We start from the raw sequence: 20,771 nt of genomic DNA on the forward strand, positions 1-20,771 counted from the left end.
TTTTTTTCGCCACAAATTTCACGAATTACCACAAATTAATTCGTGCTAATTCGTGAAATTCGTGGCAAACAGACACAGATTGGAAAATCATTTTAATCCTATAATCTGTGGCAAAAAAAATAATAAATAATTATGCATCAATACTTTTACGCCATTCATTTATTTGTAAACCGAAGAAAATCTCTCTCGGTTCACTTGGCTGTTTTGATGCTTTTGGTATTTGGATTTTTTGCTTCTCAAATTAAATTTGAAGAAGACATTACCAAGCTTATTCCAACAAACGATAAAGCCGATGCAACTGCAAAAGTTTTAAAACAACTAAACTTTGCCGATAAAACTACCGTTATTTTCAAACTCGAAAAAAATGGTTCTGCCGAAGATTTAAAAGAAATAGCAACCGCTTTTTCAGATAGCGTTGCTAATTCCTGCAAACCTTATATAACCGGAATTCAGGGAAAAGTTGATGAAGAAAACATTCAGGAAACTATTGATTTTGTTTATAATAATCTGCCGCTTTTTCTTGAAGATAAAGATTATGCTGTCATTCAAACCAAACTGCAAAAAGATAGTATTGCGGCAACCGTTCAGGGAAATTACAAATCGATTATTTCACCTTCGGGATTTATCACGAAAGATTTTATTCTGCAGGATCCGCTTGGGATTTCTTTTATCGCTTTAAAAAAATTACAACAATTAAATATTGGCGACGATTTTACGCTCGACAATGGTTTTGTAATGACAAAAGATAAAAAGAAATTATTGCTTTTTATCACCTCAGATATTTCTTCAAGCGAAACAGAAAAAAACAGCATTTTTGCCGAAAAACTAAAATCGATTCAGGAAAATTTAAATACGCAGTTTAAAGGAAAAACTTCTGTGAGTTATTTTGGGTCAGCATTAATTGCGGCCGCAAACGCCAAACAAATTAAAAGCGATATTGTTTTAACTACAACAATCGCAATGATTACGCTAATGCTGATTTTGATTTTGTTTTACAGAAAAATATTGATTCCGTTAATTATTTTTCTGCCAACCGTTTTTGGAGCTTTATTCGCCGTTGCCTTTTTATATTTTGTAAAAGAACAAATCTCAGCCATTTCACTCGGAATTGGTTCTATTTTATTGGGAATCACGATCGATTATTCGCTTCACATTCTTACACATTACAAACATAACAGCGACATCAAAACACTGTATAAAGACATTACGATGCCGGTAATTATGAGCAGCTCTACAACTGCTGTTGCCTTTTTATGTCTGCTTTTTGTAAAATCTGATGCTTTAAATGATCTCGGAATTTTTGCTGCCGTTATTGTTATGGCAGCCGGAGTTTTTTCTCTCTTGATTGTTCCGCATTTATATAAACCAAAAGAAAACAATTTTGAACACAAGAAAAATGCGATCGATAAACTGGCCCATTTTTCATTTCACAATAACAAATTCTTAATTGGATTTTGTGTTATCATTACCATTATTTGCTGCTTTACTTATAACAATGTTGGTTTCAATAACGATTTGTCGCAGTTAAATTTTGTTCCGAAAGATATTAAAGCCGCCGAAAAACAATTGGAAGAAAGTACCAGTTTAACTTCAAAAACCATTTATGTTGCGGCTTACGGAAAAAGCATGGAAGAAGTTTTGCAAAACAACAGCAAACTTTTTACCGACTTGACTAAAGAAAAACAACAAAACAAAATATTGAATTTTAGTTCGGTTGGCGGAATTGTACTTTCTCAAAAAGAACAAATTCAGAAAATTGCAAAATGGAATTCGTTTTGGAATTCAGAAAAAAAACAAAATTTAAAATCCCAATTAATTACCGAAGGCTCAAAATTCGGCTTTAAGCCAACTACTTATTCTCTGTTTTTTGATCATTTAGATTTTCATTTTAAACCAATTTCTACCCTAGATTATTTAAAAATTCAAGCGTTGCAGCTGAAAGAATTTGTAACCGAAAAAAATGGTTTTTACACGATTTCGACTTTAGTAAAAGTGACACCTAAACAGCGTGATAAATTTGTAAAATCGACTTCTGCAAAAGAAAATTTAATTGCAATTGATCGTCAGCAAATGAACGAGACTTTTTTCAGCACTTTAAAAACTGATTTTAATTCGCTTGTCAATTATTCTTTTGTTGCTGTAATTTTAATTTTGTTTTTCTTTTTCCGAAGAATCGAATTGGTCATTGTAAGCTCTATTCCAATCGCTCTAACGGGAATTGTAACCGCAGGAATTATGGGTCTTTTTGGCATTCAGATGAATATTTTCAGCATGATTGTATGCACTTTGATTTTTGGTCATGGTGTCGATTTTAGTATTTTCATGACGAGTGCTTTACAAAAAGAATATACAAACGGAAAAAACGAAATTGCCATTTACAGAACGTCAATTATTCTGGCGGTAATTACAACCATTTTAGGAATTGGCGCCATGATTTTTGCCAAACATCCAGCATTGCGTTCTATTTCTTCGGTTTCATTAATTGGAGTTTTTGCAGCATTAATTATTACATTTATATTTTATCCAATTCTGTTTAAATTATTTCTCTCAAACAGACCTAAAAACGGAAACCCGCCTTTTCAATTACGCACTTTTACTTACGGTGTAATGTCATTTTTCTATTACGGACTTGGCGGTATTTTAATGTCATTTTTCAGCTTTACAATAATGCCTATTTTGCCGCTCAGCAAAAAAACAAAAATGAAAGGTTTTAGATATGTGGTTTCAAAATACATGAAATCGGTTTTATATTCCAACCCTTTTATACACAAAAAAGTCGTTAATAATTTTAATGAAACGTTTGAAAAACCAGCGGTTATTATTGCCAATCATTCTTCATTTTTAGATATTTTATCGATTGGAATGCTGAGTCCAAAAATTATTTTTCTCGTAAGCGACTGGGTTTACAATTCTCCTATTTTTGGGGGCGTTGTTAGAAAAGCCGGTTTTTATCCGGTTTCTGAAGGTTTGGAAGGCGGCGTTGAACATTTACGAAAAAAAGTAAACGAGGGCTATTCCTTAATGGTATTTCCGGAAGGAACACGTTCAGAAAACAATGTTATTAAACGATTCCATAAAGGTGCTTTTTTCCTTGCCGAAGAATTTAAATTAGACATCGTTCCGGTTGTAATTCATGGTGCTTCAGAGTTAATTCCGAAAGGCGATTTTGTCATTCATGACGGAAATTTGACCGTTACCATTTTAGAAAGAATTACCCCTGAAAATACTTCTTTTGGAAATAATTATGCCGAAAGAACAAAACAAATAAGTGCCTTTTTTAAAGAGGAGCATCGTAAAATTCGCCAGCAGTTAGAAGGCCCGGATTATTTCAAAAAAATGCTGGTTAACAGTTATGATTATAAAGAAATTGAAGTTGAAAATGCTGTAAAAAAAGATTTAAAGCAGCATTTAGAAACGTATTTTAATTTAAATAAATACATTAATTCTAAAGCTAAAATTTTACATCTTGCTAATGATTATGGGCAATTAGATGTTTTATTGGCGTTGCAGGAACCACAGCGAAAAATAGTTTCTTTTATAAATGATGAAGAAAAATTATTGGTTGCCAAAACAAATTATTTTCTAAAAAAGAGAAAAATATCTTATCTGGATCAATTAGATTCAGCAGTTGAAGATCAATATGACGTTGTTTTAATTTCTGATGAAAATTATGCGGCGGATTTTGAAAAAGTGATTGCAGCTTCTTCTATAATTTTAGTTAACTCTTCTAATTTAAAAACGAAATTGTTTGGTTATGGTTTCGAAATTGTTTCAGAAGAAAACGCGATAATTGTATTAAATAAAAAATAAATGAAAGAGCAGTACGATGTAGTAATTGTTGGCAGTGGTTTAGGCGGATTGGTTTCGTCTATAATTTTAGCTAAAGAAGGCTACAGCGTTTGTGTACTCGAAAAGAACAATCAATATGGAGGAAATCTGCAGACTTTTGTTCGCGATAAAACTATTTTTGATACTGGAATTCATTATATCGGAGGTTTAGCTGAAGGTCAAAATTTGTATAAATATTTTAAATATATTGGAATTATTGATCATCTCAATCTAAAAAAATTAGATGAAAATTGCTACGATATGATTTCGTTTGAAGACGATCAAAACGAATATCCGCATGCGCAGGGTTACGAAAATTTTGCTGATCAACTGGCAGTTTTTTTTCCTGAAGAAAAAGCAAATATTGGAAAATACTGTGAAAAGCTGCAAACAATCTGCGATGCTTTTCCGCTCTATAATTTAAACTGGGAAGGGAAATACGACAACGAAATTCTGGCACTCAATGCAAAAGAAATTATTGATGAGTGTACACAGAATGAAAAACTAAAAGCAGTTCTTGCCGGTTCTAATTTTCTGTATGCCGGAATTCCGGATAAATCGCCTTTTTATGTTCATGCACTTTCAGTAAACTCTTATATTCAAAGTTCGTGGCGATGCATTAATGGCGGAAGCCAGATTACAAAACAGCTTTTAAAACAACTTAAAAAATACGGCGGCGAATTTTATAAATACAAAGAAGTTACACGTTTTAATGTTGAAGATAATAAAGTCGATTTCGTTGAGTTAAAAGATGGAACAAAAGTTTTTGGCTCGAAGTTTATTTCGAATATTGAACCGAAAACAACTTTAAAAATGGCGGGTGAAGAAAACTTCAGAAAAGCTTTTGTTAATCGTGTACAAAGTCTTGAAGGCGTCATTTCTGCCTTTAGTTTATACATTGTTTTTAAGCCTCACACTTTTAAATATATCAATCACAATTTCTATCATTTTAAGAAAACCAGCGAAGTCTGGACGGCACATGAATATGATGAAGATTCGTGGCCAAAAGGTTTTATGGCTTCGATGAATGCTTCAAAAAAAGAGGAAATCTGGGCAGAAGGAATGACGTTTATAACCTACATGAAATATGAAGATGTCGAGCCTTGGATTGACACTTTTAATACAACAGCCGAAGAAAGCGATCGCGGCGAAAGTTATGAGGAATTTAAGTCGAGAAAAACGGCTAAATTTTTAAACGAAATTGAAATTAAGTTTCCGGGAATCAGGGATTGTATAAAATCAATTCATACTTCTACTCCGCTTTCTTATCGCGATTATATTGGCGGTTTTAACGGAAATATGTACGGTTATGTTAAAGATTCTAACAATCCGATGAAAACGCTAATTCCGGCAAAAACAAAATTGGATAATTTATATCTTACAGGTCAAAGTATCAATATGCACGGCGTTTTGGGTGTAACAATTGGTGCCGTTTCAACCTGTTCTGAAATTGTGGGCAAAGAATATTTGGTTACGAAAATTAATTCCGAATCTGAATAAAAAATCATGAAAAACCGAATCTTACTTTTCTTCTTTATCGGTTTTCTACTATTGTTTGTTTCTTGCGGAACATCAAAATCAATGCACCATAAACCGGATCTTTCTCACTATAATTCGGCAAAACCAATCGTTGTAAAAAAATCTGATTCTGTATTTATCTCCGGAAAAAATTCTCTTTTAAAAAATAAACAAGGCATCTGGGAACTGTATGCCGAAGGCGATCCGCTGGAAATTGGTTTAAACACCGGAGCTTTAACCGATTCTCTTTTAAAAAACCAGCAGCGCATTTTTTTCTCCAAAGTAAAAGATTTTATTCCGTCTGGTTTTCAGCAGAAAATACTCCGTCAATTTCTAAAATGGTACAATCGAAAATTATATTTGAATGTTCCTGAAGAATATCAAACAGAAATTTATGGCGTTTCTGAATACACTTCGGATGAATTAAATAACATTGCGCCCAAATATCAGCGTGGTTTATACCTTCATGCGGCGCACGATATTGGCCATGCTTTACAAGATTTGGCTTTGGTTGGCTGCTCGTCTTTTGCGGCCTGGAATGAAAAATCGGAAGATGGAAATTTAATTCTCGGACGCAATTTTGATTTTTATGTAAATGACGCTTTCGCGGAAAATAAAATTGTGGCGTTTATAAATCCGAAAGCAGGTTACAAATTTATGATGGTCACCTGGCCGGGAATGGTTGGTGCTGTCTCTGGAATGAATCAGGAAGGTTTAACGGTGACGATTAATGCTTCGAAATCTAAAATTCCGCTTAGTGCAAAAACACCAATTTCGATTTTGACACGCGAAATTTTACAGCATGCCAAAAACATAGACGAAGCCATTTCGATTGCAAAAAAAAGAAAAGTATTTGTTTCTGAATCGATAATGGTGGGAAGCGCCAATGATAACAAAGCGATTTTAATTGAAGTTTCTCCTGAAAAAATGGACGTTTACGATGCTCCAAACAGCGATCAGTTAATTTGTTCGAATCATTTTCAGGGAGAAGCTTTTGCAGCTGATAAACGGAATCAGGAACAAATTGTAAACAGTCATTCTGAATATCGCTTTGAAAGAATGCAAGAACTTCTGGCAGAAAACCCAAAAGTAAATCCAGAAATTGCTTCGGAAATTCTTCGAAATAAAAATGGCTTGAAAGATATTCCGCTTGGTTACGGTTCTGAAAAAGCGTTAAACCAATTAATGGCGCATCACGGAATTATTTTTAAACCGAAAGAAAAATTAGTTTGGGTTTCGGCAAATCCGTATCAATTGGGCGAATTTGTTTGTTATGATTTGAATTCCGTTTTTGGCGAAAGAAAAAATGATTCGATAAATTCTTTTCAAAAAGAAAATTTAAATATTGCCAAAGATCCGTTTTTAGAGACAGCCGCTTTTCGCAATTATAAAAAATTCAAAATTGAAGATCATAAAATAGATTCGTTTCTTGAAAATAAAGAATCGATTTCTCCAGAATTCATTCAAAACTATCAATCATTAAACCCTGATTATTGGGTTGTATATTATAAAGCAGGATTGTACTTTTACCAAATAAAAGATTTTCAGCAGGCAAAACTTAATTTTGAAAAAGCTTTGACCAAAGAAATTACGACGCTGCCTGAAAAAGAAAAAATTGAAAAATATTTAAAAAAAATCAAAAGAAAATTAAAATGATTCCAGCAATAGAAAAAAATTCTTTAGAAGAAATTAAAATTTTTCAAGAAAAAAAACTATCAGAACTTTTAGAATATATTAGTCAAAATTCTCCTTTTTATAAAAGACTTTTTGCCGGACAAAATATTGATATCTCGAAAATTAAAACCCTTAAAGATTTACAATTTCTGCCTGTTACTACAAAAGAAGATTTGCAGCAATATAATGATGATTTTGTGTGTGTTCCGCAAAATAAAATTATTGACTATGCCTCTACTTCAGGAACTTTAGGCGATCCTGTAACTTTTGGTTTAACCGATTCTGATTTGGATCGATTAGCTTACAACGAAGCAATATCATTTGCCTGCGCCGGAATTGCAGAAGGTGATGTTGTACAGTTAATGACCACAATCGACAGAAAATTTATGGCTGGTTTGGCTTATTTTCTTGGGCTTCGAAAATTGAAAGTTGGCGTGATTCGAGTTGGTGCCGGAATTCCGGAAATGCAATGGGATTCGATTTTAAAATACAACCCGAGTTATTTAATTACCGTTCCGTCCTTTTTATTAAAGTTGATTGAATACGCCGAAATTCACGGAATCGATTATAATAATTCGAGCATAAAAGGCGCAATTTGCATTGGAGAATCTTTGCGAGACCAGGATTTTTCAATGAATATTTTATCGAAAAAAATCACCGATAAATGGAATATTAAATTGTTTTCGACTTATGCATCTACCGAAATGAGCACAGCTTTTACAGAATGTGAACATGAAAATGGTGGACATCACCATCCGGAATTAATCATTGTTGAAGTTTTAGATGAAAATAATTTACCTGTTAAAGACGGAGAAACGGGCGAACTTACTTTTACAACTTTAGGTATTGAAGCGATGCCTTTACTCCGTTTTAAAACCGGAGATATTGTTCAGCTTCATAATGAACCTTGCAAGTGCGGAAGAAATACTTTTCGTGTCGGCCCGGTTATTGGCCGTAAAAAGCAAATGATAAAATACAAAGGAACAACGCTTTATCCGCCTGCGATGAACGATGTTTTAAGCGGATTTGACAATATCGAAAATCATATTATTGAAATCTCTACAAACGATTTAGGCACTGATGAAATCGTGATAAAAATTGCTGTTAAAAATCAAACTCCAGAATTTTTACAGGAAATTAAGGATCACTTTAGAGCAAAATTAAGAGTAACTCCAAAAATAGAATTTGCCTCAAAAGAAACTTTAAATCCTTTAGTTTTTAATCCGATGAGCCGCAAACCAATTCGTTTTTTTGATTATAGAACTTAATATAAGGTACTAAGTTGCAAAGATTCAAAGGGACAAAGGTTTTTAAAAGGCTGATATAAAACCTTTGAACCTTTGTCGCTCTGAACCTTTGAACCTCAATTTGGTACAAATTGAACTAAATGTTGTAATTTTGCAAAAAATTATGAAGATGGTCAAGATTGGCAACATAGAATTACCCGAATTTCCTTTATTACTCGCACCGATGGAAGATGTTAGTGATCCGCCGTTTCGCAGATTATGCAAAACGCATGGTGCTGACATGATGTATTCTGAATTTATTTCGTCGGAAGGATTAATTCGTGATGCTATAAAAAGCCGCATGAAACTGGATATTTTTGATTATGAACGTCCAGTTGGAATTCAGATTTTTGGTGGTGATGAAGAAGCTATGGCGCTTTCGTCTAAAATTGTTTCTACCGTAAAACCAGATTTAGTAGATATTAATTTTGGATGTCCGGTAAAAAAGGTAGTTTGTAAAGGTGCCGGTGCCGGAGTTTTGAAAGATGTCGATTTGATGGTACGCTTAACAAAAGCAGTTATTCGAAGTACCGATTTGCCTGTAACAGTAAAAACGCGTTTAGGCTGGGATGAAAGCTCTATTAATATTGATGAAGTTGCAGAAAGACTTCAGGATATCGGAGTTCAGGCTTTGACAATTCACGCCAGAACCCGTGCTCAAATGTACAAAGGTCATTCTGACTGGTCGCACATTGCACGTGTAAAAAACAACCCAAGAATTACTATGCCTATTTTCGGAAACGGTGATATCGACAGCCCTGAAAAAGCATTAAAATATAAAAATGAATACGGAATCGATGGTATTATGATTGGCCGTGCGGCAATTGGTTATCCGTGGATTTTTAACGAAATCAAGCATTATTTTAAAACAGGCGAACACTTACCTGCTCCAACGGTTATCGATCGTGTTGAAGCTGCGAGAAATCATTTGCAATGGTCAATGGATTGGAAAGGCGAACGTTTGGGAATTGTAGAAATGCGCCGCCATTATACCAACTATTTTAAAGGGATTCATTCTTTTAAAGAATTCAAACAGAAATTAGTTACGACTGATGCTCCAGAAGATTTATTCGAAATTATGAAAGAAATCGAACAGGTTTATGCTGGATATGAGTTTGTTTAAAATATATAAAAAAGACCTTCAATATTGAAGGTCTTTTTTATATATTTTTACTCTAAAACATTTCTTGCAGAATTTCTTTTAGCCAGATCAATAGCTGATTTTAACTCAGAAAAAAATAATTCAGCTTCTTTTTTATTTCGAATTGATTTAGTCAAATTATCACTATAATTTGATTCTGCAACATCTATGTCATCAGCAATGTTTTTCTCAGAAGCAGAAGCTAAAGCAATTTCCTGAATTTTATTAATCTTATTTTGAATAGAATCTTTCATAAGCAAATTTAAACATTATTGATTTAAATTAAACATATAGTATCTATAAAGATCATTAGTTTTTCTTTGAAAATCAAAAGATTCTGGTTTTGGTTTAAAAAACGCCGATCCATTATTATCTAATTCAATTGTACCATTTCGAAGTAATCTCACATACCAATCTACTCCGATAATCACTAAAAAATCTTTTAAATCTTTGTAATTATATCTAAACATTCGATGATATAGATTTGCTCGTAAATCATCTGAGCCATCAATACCAATCGAAGTATGAGGGTTGTTTTTTAAAAAAGTTATAGAAAACAAGATAATTGTAGAGAAAACTTTATTACTATCATTATGTTTAAGATTTATAGAATCATTAATTTTTCCATTTACATCAAATGGACCAAAAGCTAAATTGTAAACATTGGGCAATAAGGATTCGGCAATGTTGGTAAACTTAACTTTAAGCTGAATTATTGTTCTATCTTTTAATAGAGATTCAAAAATATATTGATCAAAACTGGGACTTACATATTTAGCTTCAAAGGTATTTTCTAAATTAATTTTAATCATAAAAATATTAAATTCAATCAAAAACAAAAAAAACAAATTTAATATAAATTTCTTACAAATAAAAAAAGCCTTCAAATTGAAGGCTTTTTATTTTTATTACACTTGAACTCTTTTCCACTTTCCTTTTTTATAGAAAAAGATTCCAGCTAAAGTAATAGCGGTTTCGGCAACGGGAATTGCAATGAAAACCCCAGTTGGTCCCATATTAAAATGTTTCGCTAATACATATGCAAGCGGGATTTGGAATAGCCAAAACCCAAAGAAATTTATTCCGGTTGGTGTCCAGGTATCTCCTGCTCCGTTGAAAGTATTGATCAAAACCATCCCAATTCCATAAAAGATAAATCCGATGCTCATAATTTGCAGCGCTTCGACCGCAATGGTTTTAACCATTTCATCATTAGTAAAAAATGAAATAATATATTGGCTAAAGCCTAAAGTAATAACCATAATCGAAGCCATGAAAATTACGTTATATCTTGCCGTCGTATAAACAGATTTTTCTGCACGTTCAATTTGTTTTGCTCCTAAATTCTGCCCAACCAAAGTCGCTGCGGCATTACTCAATCCCCAAGCGGGAAGAATAAAAAACATCATAATTCTCAATGCCGTTTGGTATCCTGCTGAACCATGATCGCCACCGGTTGTTGCTACTAATTGTGCTAGGAAAATCCAGCTGCATGATGCAATTACAAACTGCAAAATTCCCGGTGCGGCAATCTTAACCAAAGCTTTTATTTGTTTAAAGTCTGGAGCGAAATAGGCTATTTTAATTTTTAAAATTCCGTTTCCAAAAAACAAGTGATAAACCTGATATAAAACTCCTATGCTTCTTCCTAAACTTGTTGCAATTGCAGCACCAACTAATCCAAAAGCAGGAATTGGCCCAAGACCGTTAATTAAAATCGGACATAAAATAATATTACAAATGTTGGCTATCCAAAGACTTTTCATTGCAATTGCGGCATTTCCGGCACCGCGGAAAATTCCGTTAATCAAGAATAAGAGCATAATGCATAAACTTGAGCCAATCATTATCTGCGTGAATCTGAAACCATGTTCGGCAGCATCCACAGAAGCGCCCATCAAAAGCAGAATATCTTTTGCATAAATAATTCCGAAAACACTTAGGACAGCGTTAACTGCAAATGCTACAATTATAGCCTGCATTCCGGCTTTTGCAGCGGCGACCGGATCTTTTTCTCCAATACGTCTTGCGACAACTGCTGTTGCTGCCATGCTCATTCCAATTGCAAGAGAATATATTATAGTCAAAACAGATTCTGTCAAGCCAACAGTTTGAATAGCAAAACTGCTATGCTCCAAATGTCCGACAAAATACAAATCGACTAATGCAAAAACCGATTCCATCATCATTTCTAAAACCATCGGAATAGCTAATAGAATTACGGCTTTCTTTATACTTCCAGCTGTATAATCAAATGATTCGTCGCCTTTTAAGGCTTGTTTTAAAGTGGTAAAAAATTTAGAAAAGAAGCTTTTCTGTATAGTTGTTTCTGTCATGATATGTTAGGATAAATAATAAAAATGGTCCAGATGTTTTATCTGAACTGAAAAAGTAAAAATGTAAGTATCCTAATTATTTTTTAAAATAAAATAGGATTAGGCAGAAACAATCATATGCTGTAGATTTTCAAGTCGGTAAATATAAGTAATATTTTGAAAGAAAAAATTAATCTAATAACTTTTTACTTACACGACTGCTGGCAATTAAGGAAGCGATAAATCCCAAAGAGATAATTGTTGCCATTACGATAAGCACATTTTCTAATGTAAAAACGACCGGATAAGCCAAAGTTGGCGTGATCATAATTAGTCCGTATTTTTGCTGTAATGTGACTAATATCGTTCCATAATAAAGCCCTATTAATCCTCCAAAAACACTAAGTAAAGTTCCTTGTAATATGAAAATTTTTCTTAGACTGCTTATTTCTGTTCCAAGATTAAAAAGCGTTTTCAAATTTGCTCTCTTGTCTAAAATCATCATAATTAAAGCTCCAATCAAATTGAAAAGTGCAACAATAATTACAAGTGTAAAAATTAAATAAACCGCGATATTTTCGGTATTGAGCATTTTATATAAGGACTCATTCAATTGTTCCCTATTCTTTAAAGTAACTTTATTATTAAAAATCTTTTTAAGCTGCGCATTAACCACATTTTCATCTGCGTTTTGTTTTAACTTAAATTCGATTCCCGAAATTTGATTTGGCTTATACATCAATAATTCCTGTGTTAAACCTAAATCTGCAAAAACATATTTTGAATCTAAATCTTCGCTGATTGAATAAATTCCGACGGGTAAAACATCTGTTTTATTAAATGCTTCCTCGGCATTGTCGATTGCTCCTTTTCCGGGTTTTGGGGCAAATATCTGTAATGGATTTTCGAAATCAAGAATTCCCAGCGAAAAATCCTGTGCGATTCCGTAACCAATAACAACTTGATAAGAATCTGGTTTTAACCATTGTCCATTAAAAAGTTTTACTTTAATGTCGTTTACAACCGGGTAGATACTGTCAACTCCTTTTAAATAAGTAACGTGTTGTTTGTCTTTAAACAAGAACAAAACTCGTTCTTCAATAATTTTAGTATAATAGGCAACATCTTTCATTTCTTTAAGCTGCTTTTCCTGCTGGGGTGAAATTAAAAATGATTTTCCGTACGTACTTGTCATTTTTAAATCTGGATCAATCTCATTTGTAAACGAAAGACTGAAAACTTTTAATCCGCTAAAAACAGATAAAACCACAAACAAAGCCATTGTACCAACAATAATTCCCATACTGGCAATTAAATTGATGATATTAATAGCGTTATTTTTACTAAGGCTGAAAAGATAACGTTTGGCTATGTAAAATGGGAAATTCAATTTATGATTTTCTTCTTTTTTCTAAAAGATCACGGTTTTCAATTGGGTTTTCTCTGTTTGCTAATGCATTGTCAATTTTTTCGATATAATCTAATGAGTCATCGATAAAGAAAACCAAATTTGGCACACGACGCAATTGAAGACGAACACGTTGCGACAAATCATGTTTTATTAAAGTTGTATTTGATTTTATTCCTTCTAAAGTTTCCTTTGCTTTTTCTTGAGGAAAAATGCTTAAATATACCGTTGCCACAGATAAATCTGAGGTTACACTAACTTTGGATACTGAAATTACCAAATTGCTAACTCCATTTTTTCGCACTTCACCTTGCAGAATATCAACCAAATCTTTTTGGATGACGCTGCCTATTTTTTTCTGTCTATTTGTTTCCATAGTGCAAAAATACTATTTTAAATTCATTCGATGCAATTTCAAATTAAGTAAAGAATTAATATTGAGATTTCGTACTGCTTTTTAGTATTTGGCTCTGAAAAAAACATCTATTTATCAAGTTTTTAATTCTTTAAAAGCTGATAAAGGTCATGCTATTTATCAGAATTATTCTACATATTTGATGTAAATATAAAACTGATCTATTATGAAAAAAAGAGAACCAATTAGTCACATCATGACTAAAACAGTGGTGACTGTAAATCAAAATGACGATTTAAGAAAAGTAGTAGAAAAACTAAAATCGAATTCTATTCGACATATTCCTGTTGTAAACGGCAAAGAGGTTGTTGGTATTATCAGCCGTACCGATGTTAACCGTCTTACTTTTAGTGCTTTGTTTGATGGGCAAGATGGTGTTGATGAAGCTATTTTGGATATGCTTACCATTCCTCAGGTTATGACATCAAAGCCTAAAACTCTTTCTTCGGACACTATTATTAAAGATTTGGCATCGACATTTGTAAAAGAAGAATTTCACGCTCTTCCGGTTGTAGACAACGGAGAACTGAAAGGGATTGTAACCACAACTGATGTTATTAAATATTTTTTAGAACAATATGATTAATGAAAAAAGGGAGCTTATAGCTCCCTTTTTATTATCTGTTTTGTAACCAATTTTCAGGATCGGAATTTGTTGTGTTTTGAAGAATCAAAAACTTGATGACCGTTTTTCCCGAATCACCGCTGGTTCTTACTTTTCCAATATTTTGTTTGATAGAAACTTTTTCTCCTTTGCTTACAAACACTTTGCTCAGGTTTTGGTAAACGCTAAAGTAATCTCCGTGCTGTATCATAACTACCGTATTTACAGGAGATAAAACCATTACACTAAAAACTTCACCGGCAAATACAGATCTTGCATTTGCACCATCTTCTGTCGTAATTTCAATTCCTGAATTGTGAACTTTTATATCTGGATAAAGCGGATGCTGCTGATCTCCATAACCTAACGAAATAAATCCTTTTTCTACCGGCCAAGGCAGTCTTCCTTTATTTGCTTTAAAATCAGCTGCTAAAACTTTATCTTCCGGAGTCATTGCGATTTTAGAAGATGAAACTGGCTTTACAGTTGTAGACCCAGGATTTTCTTTAGCTTTTTCTAGTGCCGCTTTTCTGTTTGCTTCGGCAATTGCTTCACGAATCAAACGATCAATTTGTCTGTCAATTCTTTTTGATTCGCTTTGTTTTGCTCTAATATCAGAAGCGATTCTGTTTTTATCTTTTTTAATCGCATTAACAAGTTTTTGCTGTTCTTTTTTCTCTACTTCTAAACTTTGTTTTTCTTTTTGGTTTTCAACAATAATTTTTTTCTTAACCTTTCTCTGCCCGTCTAGTTTTGAATTAAAATCAACTAATTGTGCCGTTTTAGACTGAATTTCTAAACCTTGGTTTTTTCTGAAATTCGTATATTGTTTTAAATATTGTGCTCTTTTATAAGCTTGTAAAAAACTTTCTGAAGATAAAATAAACATCGCCCTGCTTTGCTCAGAACGGCTTTTGTACGATTTCAAGATCATTTTTGCGTAATCTTCTTTTAAAACCGCCAATTCTTTTTTCAGCTTATTAACCTGAACCTGGTTAATATACATGTCGTTGCTTAAAATTCTTTCCTGCTTTGCTGTTGTATTGATCAGTTTTTCTTTAAGCTTAATTTTATTTGCCTGAATTAAATATTCATTTACTGCTGATTTTTCTTTTTTCCTTACAGACTGCAGCATTTTTTCGTTGTCTTTTATTTCCTGAAGAATCTGCGCTTTGCGCTGTTCAAGTTTTTCTTGCTGCGAATCTTGTGCCCAGACAAAAGTCGTGGCGCAAACAAAAATTAGGCTTAGGAGAAATTTTGGCATCTTTCTATTTTTCTTTTTACAAATTTACTTAATTAAAACTTTTTTATAACCGCTTGGCACACTATACGGAAAAGAAAGTTCTTCGTTAAATGATATATTGTTATAATTCAAATTAATATTGGTTGTTCCTTTTGGCTGCAATGCATTAATTATCAATGTTGTTGGGACAGTTCCCTGACTGAATGTTTTAGTATCAGAATAATTAATTTCTAGTTTTATATTTTCAGATGGCTGAGAAATCTCTTCTTTTTGTACTAAATATTTTTCAGGATCTAAATAAAATACTTTTTGAATCTTTTGATTTTTTTGATCTTCTAAACGGAAAAGGTTTTCTACAATTGTCTGTGTATAATTTCCTTTTCGTAAATCATCAAAAGCTTCTCCAATCAATAAATTCTGAACTTTATTATAATCCAATTCAGTACCAAGCCATTCGCTTAAACTGCTAAAATCTCCTTCGTAATAAGTTCCTTTTATTTTTTCGTAATAACTTACTGATGTTGGAGTTATCAAGGCTTTCGCCATTGTAATTCCCAGAAATCTAACACTTATTAAAATCTGTTTGTCTTTCTCTATTTTTATATCGGCTGTAACATTCTGACTTTGCTTTTCGTCTTCATATCTTGCGCTGGCTTTTATACTTAAAGTCGAAAAGTCTAATTTGTTTTCGTAATGTTTTTCGATTGCTTTATTGTCTTTTTTCGCAACAACTTCGGTAGTATTATTGTTTTGAACAGCAACAGCTTTTGATTTACACGAAATCATAAAAACCGACATTAATACTATTATAATATATTTTTTCATCTTAATTTCTCCTTACTTCTTTTTTAATAATTCATTTGCCTTCAAAAAGTATTCCTCTTTTTTCTTAGCATCTCCTAATCCATTATATGCCTCTCCCAATTGAATATTAAAATTTGCCTCTAGTTTTTTATCATCAACAACATAATCAAGTCCCATTTCTAAAACGGTTTTTGCATTTTTAAATTGCTGTAACTGATTGCTTCCTAAACCTGCATAATAATAAAATTGAGGCTGGCTTGGATAAACTTCGATCATCGTCATAGCTCTTTTTGTCATTGGTGCAAATTGTTTTGCCTGAGCATAAGCGTCAAGCAAAAGCAAATTAGTTTCACGATCTGTGTCTGAATTGGTGATTAAATCTTTTTCGTAATATTTAATAGCGTTTTCAAACTGGTTTTTGCTATGATAAAATTTTCCAATTTCTTTAGCAACGTCAACCTCTTTATCATTGTCAAAATAAGAAATAGCTTTTTCTAAATCCGGAGCATATTGCGGATTTTTATTTACATAAATCAAAAACTCATTTAAAGTTCGATGCTTAATTTTTAAATCAATTTTTGAACTTGACAAAATTACATTCATCGACTTAATGGCTTTGTCTGCCTGATTTGCATCTAAATAACTTTTGAACAAACTTACCTGCCCCCATTCAGAATCTGGAATTTCTTTTGCCAGTTGTTTTGCAACATCCAAAGCCTTATCTGTCTCTTCTGATTTTGAATATAAAAAAATCAGATTAACATAGTTTGATTCTTCTTTGGGATTCTTTTTAATCTGTTCAATTAAATTTGAAATCTCTGCATTTTGATATTTCCCCTGCGATAAAATCTGCGTTTTATAACGATCACGATCTTCTGATTTTCCGAATTTATCATTCATTTCGTTAATCGTTACAAGTGCTTTATCATATTGATTTGTAAGCATATATAACGAGATCAAATCGTCTTTATATTCTTCATCAAAAACAATAATTTTCTGAATCGTTTCTATCGCCAGCGGATAGTTTTTGGTTTCGTAACTTACGTCGTAAATTCCCAGCCAATACCATTTATTTTTTGGATTTAACTGCGTGGCTTTTTCAAATGCATTTTGAGCATTTTGATATTCTTTAAGTGCCAGGTAATTTTTTCCAACTTCAAAATAAGCGACAGCATCAGAAGGTTTTATTTTGATGCATTTTTCTAAAGATGCTATAGCTTTATCGTAATTTTCAATTCCTTTTTGTTTCAAAGATTCGTAAAAAGCGTCTTGATATTCATCTGGTGCCAAAGCAATATCTTCCGGTTCCGTCTGCGCGAAAACCGAAGCTGAATTGCCTAGTAAAGCAAAAAATAAAATTATCAAAACCCTTTTTTTCATCTTTTTACAATTTCATTTTTAATTAAAACGAATCTGTTTTTTATTCTAAAACCGAATAATCTCCAATGCTGATACTTGTAAATTTTCCATCATAACTAACATGATTTCCAATCATTGCATTATCTAAGTTAGCATTTTTTATTTGAGAATTAGTCTGTATTAAGCTATTTTTAATAGAGCTGTCGGTTACATGGCAGCCTTTTCCTATTGATACATTTGGCCCAACTGTTGTGTTTTTCAATACTACATTTTCGCCAATATAACATGGTGGAATAATTGTTGAATTTTCCAGCGTTACATTATAATCAACTAAATGCTCTCCGTCATTATGTAAAAATCCTAACATTCTGCTGTTAGTTTCAACCGTAACATCTTTGTTTCCACAGTCCATCCATTCGTCAACACTTCCGGTCTTAAAAACTTTTCCGTTTGCCATCATGGCTTTGATACCGTCGTTAATTTGGTATTCTCCTCCATTTTGGATGTTATTGTCTAAAACTCCCTGAAGCTCTTTTTTTAGATCTCCAACTTCTTTAAAATAATAAATCCCGATCACGGCCAAATCACTAACAAACTCTTTTGGTTTTTCAACCAATTCTATAATTTCATTGTTTTGATTTAATTTTACAACTCCAAAAGCTTCTGGCTGATCAACTTGTTTTACCCAAATTACAGCATCGGCAGATGGATCTAATTCAAAATCGGCTCTAATTAAAGTATCGGCGTAAGCAATAACTGTTGGTCCAGACAGTGATTCTTTTGCACACATAATAGCATGCCCGGTTCCTAAAGGTAAATCCTGACGATATATTGAAGCTTTTGCTCCTAAACCTTGTGCCAAATCCTGCAGACTTGTAACAACATCATCTCCAAAAAATGCTTCGTCTCCAAGAATAAAGGCAACTTCTTCTATTGGCTGCTTTAATATTTTAGCAATATCTTCAACTAAACGGTGAACAATAGATTTTCCTGCAACCGGAATTAATGGTTTTGGCACTGTTAAAGTATGTGGGCGAAGTCTTGATCCACGACCTGCCATTGGTACGATTATTTTCATCTAATTTTATTTTATATGGGAAGATTTAAAAAACCTTCAGTTTGGTTAGTTCAAGTTTTAATTTTTAAAAATTTGCAGAAGTTCTACAGCCTTAGAATATGTACAACAAAAACTGTATGAGACTGAGACTGAAAACTTATTTCACTCCAGTACTTCCAAATCCGCCTGCTCCTCTTGAAGTTTCAGTAAGCTCTTCAACTTCAATCCATTCTGCTCTTTCGTGTTTGGCAATAATTAATTGTGCAATTCTTTCTCCGTTTTCGATTACAAATTCTTCATTTGATAAATTTACCAAAATCACGCCTATTTCACCTCTGTAATCAGCATCAACAGTTCCTGGAGAATTTAAAACCGTAACTCCTTTTTTTGCCGCCAATCCGCTTCTTGGTCTAACTTGTGCTTCGTAACCAATTGGCAATTCAATAAAAAGTCCTGTTTTTACAATTGTTCTTTCTAAAGGTTTTAACGTAATTGGTTCTGTAATATTGGCACGCAAGTCCATTCCTGCAGAAGCAATCGTTTCGTAATTTGGTAAATCGTGTTGTGATTTATTGATAATTTGTATTTTCATTTTTATTATAAAAGATTAAAAAAGCACTTTTACTTTCTATTCATTATTCCTTTGATTGTGTCTTTTTCGTTGTGATAAACAAAGTACATAAAGGCTAATAATAACGGAATTCCAACAAAATAATTTTCTCTAAATCCATAAAAAGAAATAGCCGAAAATAAAATTGAAATTCCTAAATAAGCCGAAATTTTATTCATGTCGTAAGGAATAGGATAATATTTGTTTCCTAAAACATACGATATTAACATCATACTTCCATAAGCAGAAATCGTTGCGATTGCAGATCCGTAATAACTGTATTTTGGAATTAAAAAGTAATTTAAAACCAAGGTTACAATTGCTCCAACAATTGAGATATAAGCACCAATTTTTGTTTGATCTGTAAGTTTATACCAAACCGATAAGTTGTTGTAAATTCCTAAAAAGAAGTTTGCCAAAATAATTAAGGGCACCACTTTCATGGCTTCCCAATAGGATTTATTGTCTAATAAAAGATATTTAAGAATGTCTGCAAAAACAATAACTCCTAATAAAATCAACGAACCCAAAATCACAAAATATTTTGTAATTACAGCATAAGTCTGAGGTGCATTTTCGTTTTTTGCATGGCTGAAAAAGAAAGGTTCGATTCCTAATCTAAAAGCAGTTGCAAACAAAACCATAAATAAACCTAATTTATAACAGGCAGAATAGGCTCCAACTTCAGATTTTGCAAGATTTTCAGGAAGTAAATATCCTAATAAGATTTTATCGAAATGTTCATTAACAGCAAATGCAAGTCCGGCAACTAAAATTGGCAGACCATATTTCATCATTTTTTTCCAAAGTACCGGATCGAATTTTCGTCCAAGCGAAAGATAATTTGGAGAAAGTACAATGAAAGTTGCTAAACTAGCCAGCAGATTAGCAATGAAAATGTAAGCAATCTGGAAATTTTCTACATATAAATTATCCCAAACTGAATTAGGATTTGAAGCCGCAAGTTTTGGCAGATACATTAAAAAGAAAATATTAAGCAGTAAATTAATTACCACATTTCCAATTTTAATAGCAGCATAAACCATTGGCCGCTGATTTGCTCTTAATTTTGAAAACGGCACTAAAACCAATGCATCTAAAACTAAAATCCAAACCGAATAGGTAATATACTGCGCATCTACCTCGGCCCAGTTTGCCAATGTATTTCTAAAAATTAATGCCGCAAACAAGAATCCTATTGATGACCAGAATATTGATATTGTAGAAGTTGCGATTACATTTTTTTTGTCTTCCTCGGCACTGTAAAATCTAAAAAAAGCAGTTTCCATTCCGTAAGAAAGAACTACGTTAAAGAAAACCATCCAAGACAAAACAATCGAAACTTCGCCATATTCGGCAGTCGGTAAAATACCTGTATATAATCTGACCAATAAAAAACTGAGCATTCGCGGTAAAACGGTTGCCAGTCCATAAATTGCAGTTTGTTTGAATAGATTTTTATATAATCCCAAAATAATTTAGTAATAAAGTTCGAAAAACAAAAATAAC

The 20,771-nt window shown here is 32.7% G+C and carries 17 protein-coding genes; 6 read left to right on the plus strand and 11 right to left on the minus strand.

Going from position 1 to position 20,771, the window contains the following annotated elements; genetic code table 11:
- Positions 1-132: 132 nt before the first annotated feature.
- The 5 genes from ASD98_RS18290 to dusB all read left to right on the plus strand — a co-directional run bounded on the left by ASD98_RS18290 (position 133) and on the right by dusB (position 9,429).
- Positions 133-3,810, plus strand: coding sequence for a 1-acyl-sn-glycerol-3-phosphate acyltransferase (locus ASD98_RS18290; protein WP_056207130.1), 3,678 nt, complete (start codon positions 133-135; stop codon positions 3,808-3,810).
- The gene (locus ASD98_RS18295) at positions 3,811-5,328 is read left to right on the plus strand and encodes an NAD(P)/FAD-dependent oxidoreductase (RefSeq protein WP_056207132.1); all 1,518 of its coding nucleotides are present in this window, start codon (positions 3,811-3,813) and stop codon (positions 5,326-5,328) included.
- A 6-nt stretch (positions 5,329-5,334) separates the two neighbouring features.
- Positions 5,335-7,002, plus strand: coding sequence for a C45 family peptidase (locus ASD98_RS18300; RefSeq protein ID WP_056207134.1), 1,668 nt, complete (start codon positions 5,335-5,337; stop codon positions 7,000-7,002).
- Entirely contained in the window at positions 6,999-8,288 is a 1,290-nt protein-coding gene (locus tag ASD98_RS18305; RefSeq protein WP_082577888.1) for a phenylacetate--CoA ligase family protein, read from the plus strand. Before ASD98_RS18300 ends, ASD98_RS18305 begins: the two co-directional genes overlap by 4 nt.
- A gap of 148 nt (positions 8,289-8,436) precedes the next feature.
- On the plus strand, positions 8,437-9,429 hold the full coding sequence (gene dusB, locus ASD98_RS18310; RefSeq protein WP_056207440.1) for a tRNA dihydrouridine synthase DusB: 993 nt from the start codon (positions 8,437-8,439) through the stop codon (positions 9,427-9,429).
- A gap of 47 nt (positions 9,430-9,476) precedes the next feature.
- Here dusB and ASD98_RS18315 read toward each other — a convergent pair whose 3' ends face one another.
- From ASD98_RS18315 to rbfA, 5 genes are all read right to left on the minus strand, one after another.
- On the minus strand, positions 9,477-9,701 hold the full coding sequence (locus ASD98_RS18315) for a hypothetical protein (RefSeq protein WP_056207139.1): 225 nt from the start codon (positions 9,699-9,701) through the stop codon (positions 9,477-9,479).
- A gap of 15 nt (positions 9,702-9,716) precedes the next feature.
- Complete coding sequence (locus ASD98_RS18320; RefSeq protein WP_056207442.1) at positions 9,717-10,259, minus strand: hypothetical protein; 543 nt, start codon at positions 10,257-10,259, stop codon at positions 9,717-9,719.
- A gap of 96 nt (positions 10,260-10,355) precedes the next feature.
- Positions 10,356-11,783, minus strand: coding sequence for an MATE family efflux transporter (locus ASD98_RS18325; protein ID WP_056207141.1), 1,428 nt, complete (start codon positions 11,781-11,783; stop codon positions 10,356-10,358).
- A 169-nt stretch (positions 11,784-11,952) separates the two neighbouring features.
- Entirely contained in the window at positions 11,953-13,152 is a 1,200-nt protein-coding gene (locus ASD98_RS18330) for an FtsX-like permease family protein (protein ID WP_056207143.1), read from the minus strand.
- A 1-nt stretch (position 13,153) separates the two neighbouring features.
- A complete protein-coding gene (gene rbfA, locus ASD98_RS18335) occupies positions 13,154-13,546 on the minus strand; it encodes a 30S ribosome-binding factor RbfA (protein ID WP_053472967.1) in 393 nt (130 codons plus the stop codon).
- Between the two features lie 205 nt (positions 13,547-13,751).
- On the opposite strand from rbfA, the gene ASD98_RS18340 reads away from it, so the two are divergent.
- A complete protein-coding gene (locus ASD98_RS18340; RefSeq protein ID WP_056207145.1) occupies positions 13,752-14,171 on the plus strand; it encodes a CBS domain-containing protein in 420 nt (139 codons plus the stop codon).
- Positions 14,172-14,202: 31 nt separating this feature from the next.
- Here the strand turns inward: ASD98_RS18340 and ASD98_RS18345 are convergent, their stop codons facing one another.
- The 6 genes from ASD98_RS18345 to ASD98_RS18370 all read right to left on the minus strand — a co-directional run bounded on the left by ASD98_RS18345 (position 14,203) and on the right by ASD98_RS18370 (position 20,734).
- The gene (locus ASD98_RS18345; protein ID WP_056207147.1) at positions 14,203-15,453 is read right to left on the minus strand and encodes a murein hydrolase activator EnvC; all 1,251 of its coding nucleotides are present in this window, start codon (positions 15,451-15,453) and stop codon (positions 14,203-14,205) included.
- Between the two features lie 24 nt (positions 15,454-15,477).
- Complete coding sequence (locus tag ASD98_RS18350) at positions 15,478-16,257, minus strand: DUF4292 domain-containing protein (RefSeq protein ID WP_056207149.1); 780 nt, start codon at positions 16,255-16,257, stop codon at positions 15,478-15,480.
- 12 nt (positions 16,258-16,269) lie between these two features.
- Positions 16,270-17,616 (minus strand): lipopolysaccharide assembly protein LapB, encoded by a 1,347-nt coding sequence (locus ASD98_RS18355; RefSeq protein WP_056207151.1) that lies wholly within the window; start codon positions 17,614-17,616, stop codon positions 16,270-16,272.
- A gap of 40 nt (positions 17,617-17,656) precedes the next feature.
- A complete protein-coding gene (locus ASD98_RS18360; RefSeq protein ID WP_056207153.1) occupies positions 17,657-18,673 on the minus strand; it encodes a sugar phosphate nucleotidyltransferase in 1,017 nt (338 codons plus the stop codon).
- Between the two features lie 136 nt (positions 18,674-18,809).
- Positions 18,810-19,244, minus strand: a complete 435-nt coding sequence (gene dut, locus ASD98_RS18365) for a dUTP diphosphatase (protein WP_053472973.1) — start codon at positions 19,242-19,244, stop codon at positions 18,810-18,812.
- Positions 19,245-19,273: 29 nt separating this feature from the next.
- Positions 19,274-20,734 carry a lipopolysaccharide biosynthesis protein gene (locus ASD98_RS18370; protein WP_056207155.1) on the minus strand — a complete coding sequence of 487 codons (1,461 nt, stop codon included), beginning with the start codon at positions 20,732-20,734 and terminating at the stop codon, positions 19,274-19,276.
- Positions 20,735-20,771: the final 37 nt, after the last annotated feature.

Source organism: Flavobacterium sp. Root186, assembly GCF_001428525.1.
Lineage (GTDB): Bacteria > Bacteroidota > Bacteroidia > Flavobacteriales > Flavobacteriaceae > Flavobacterium.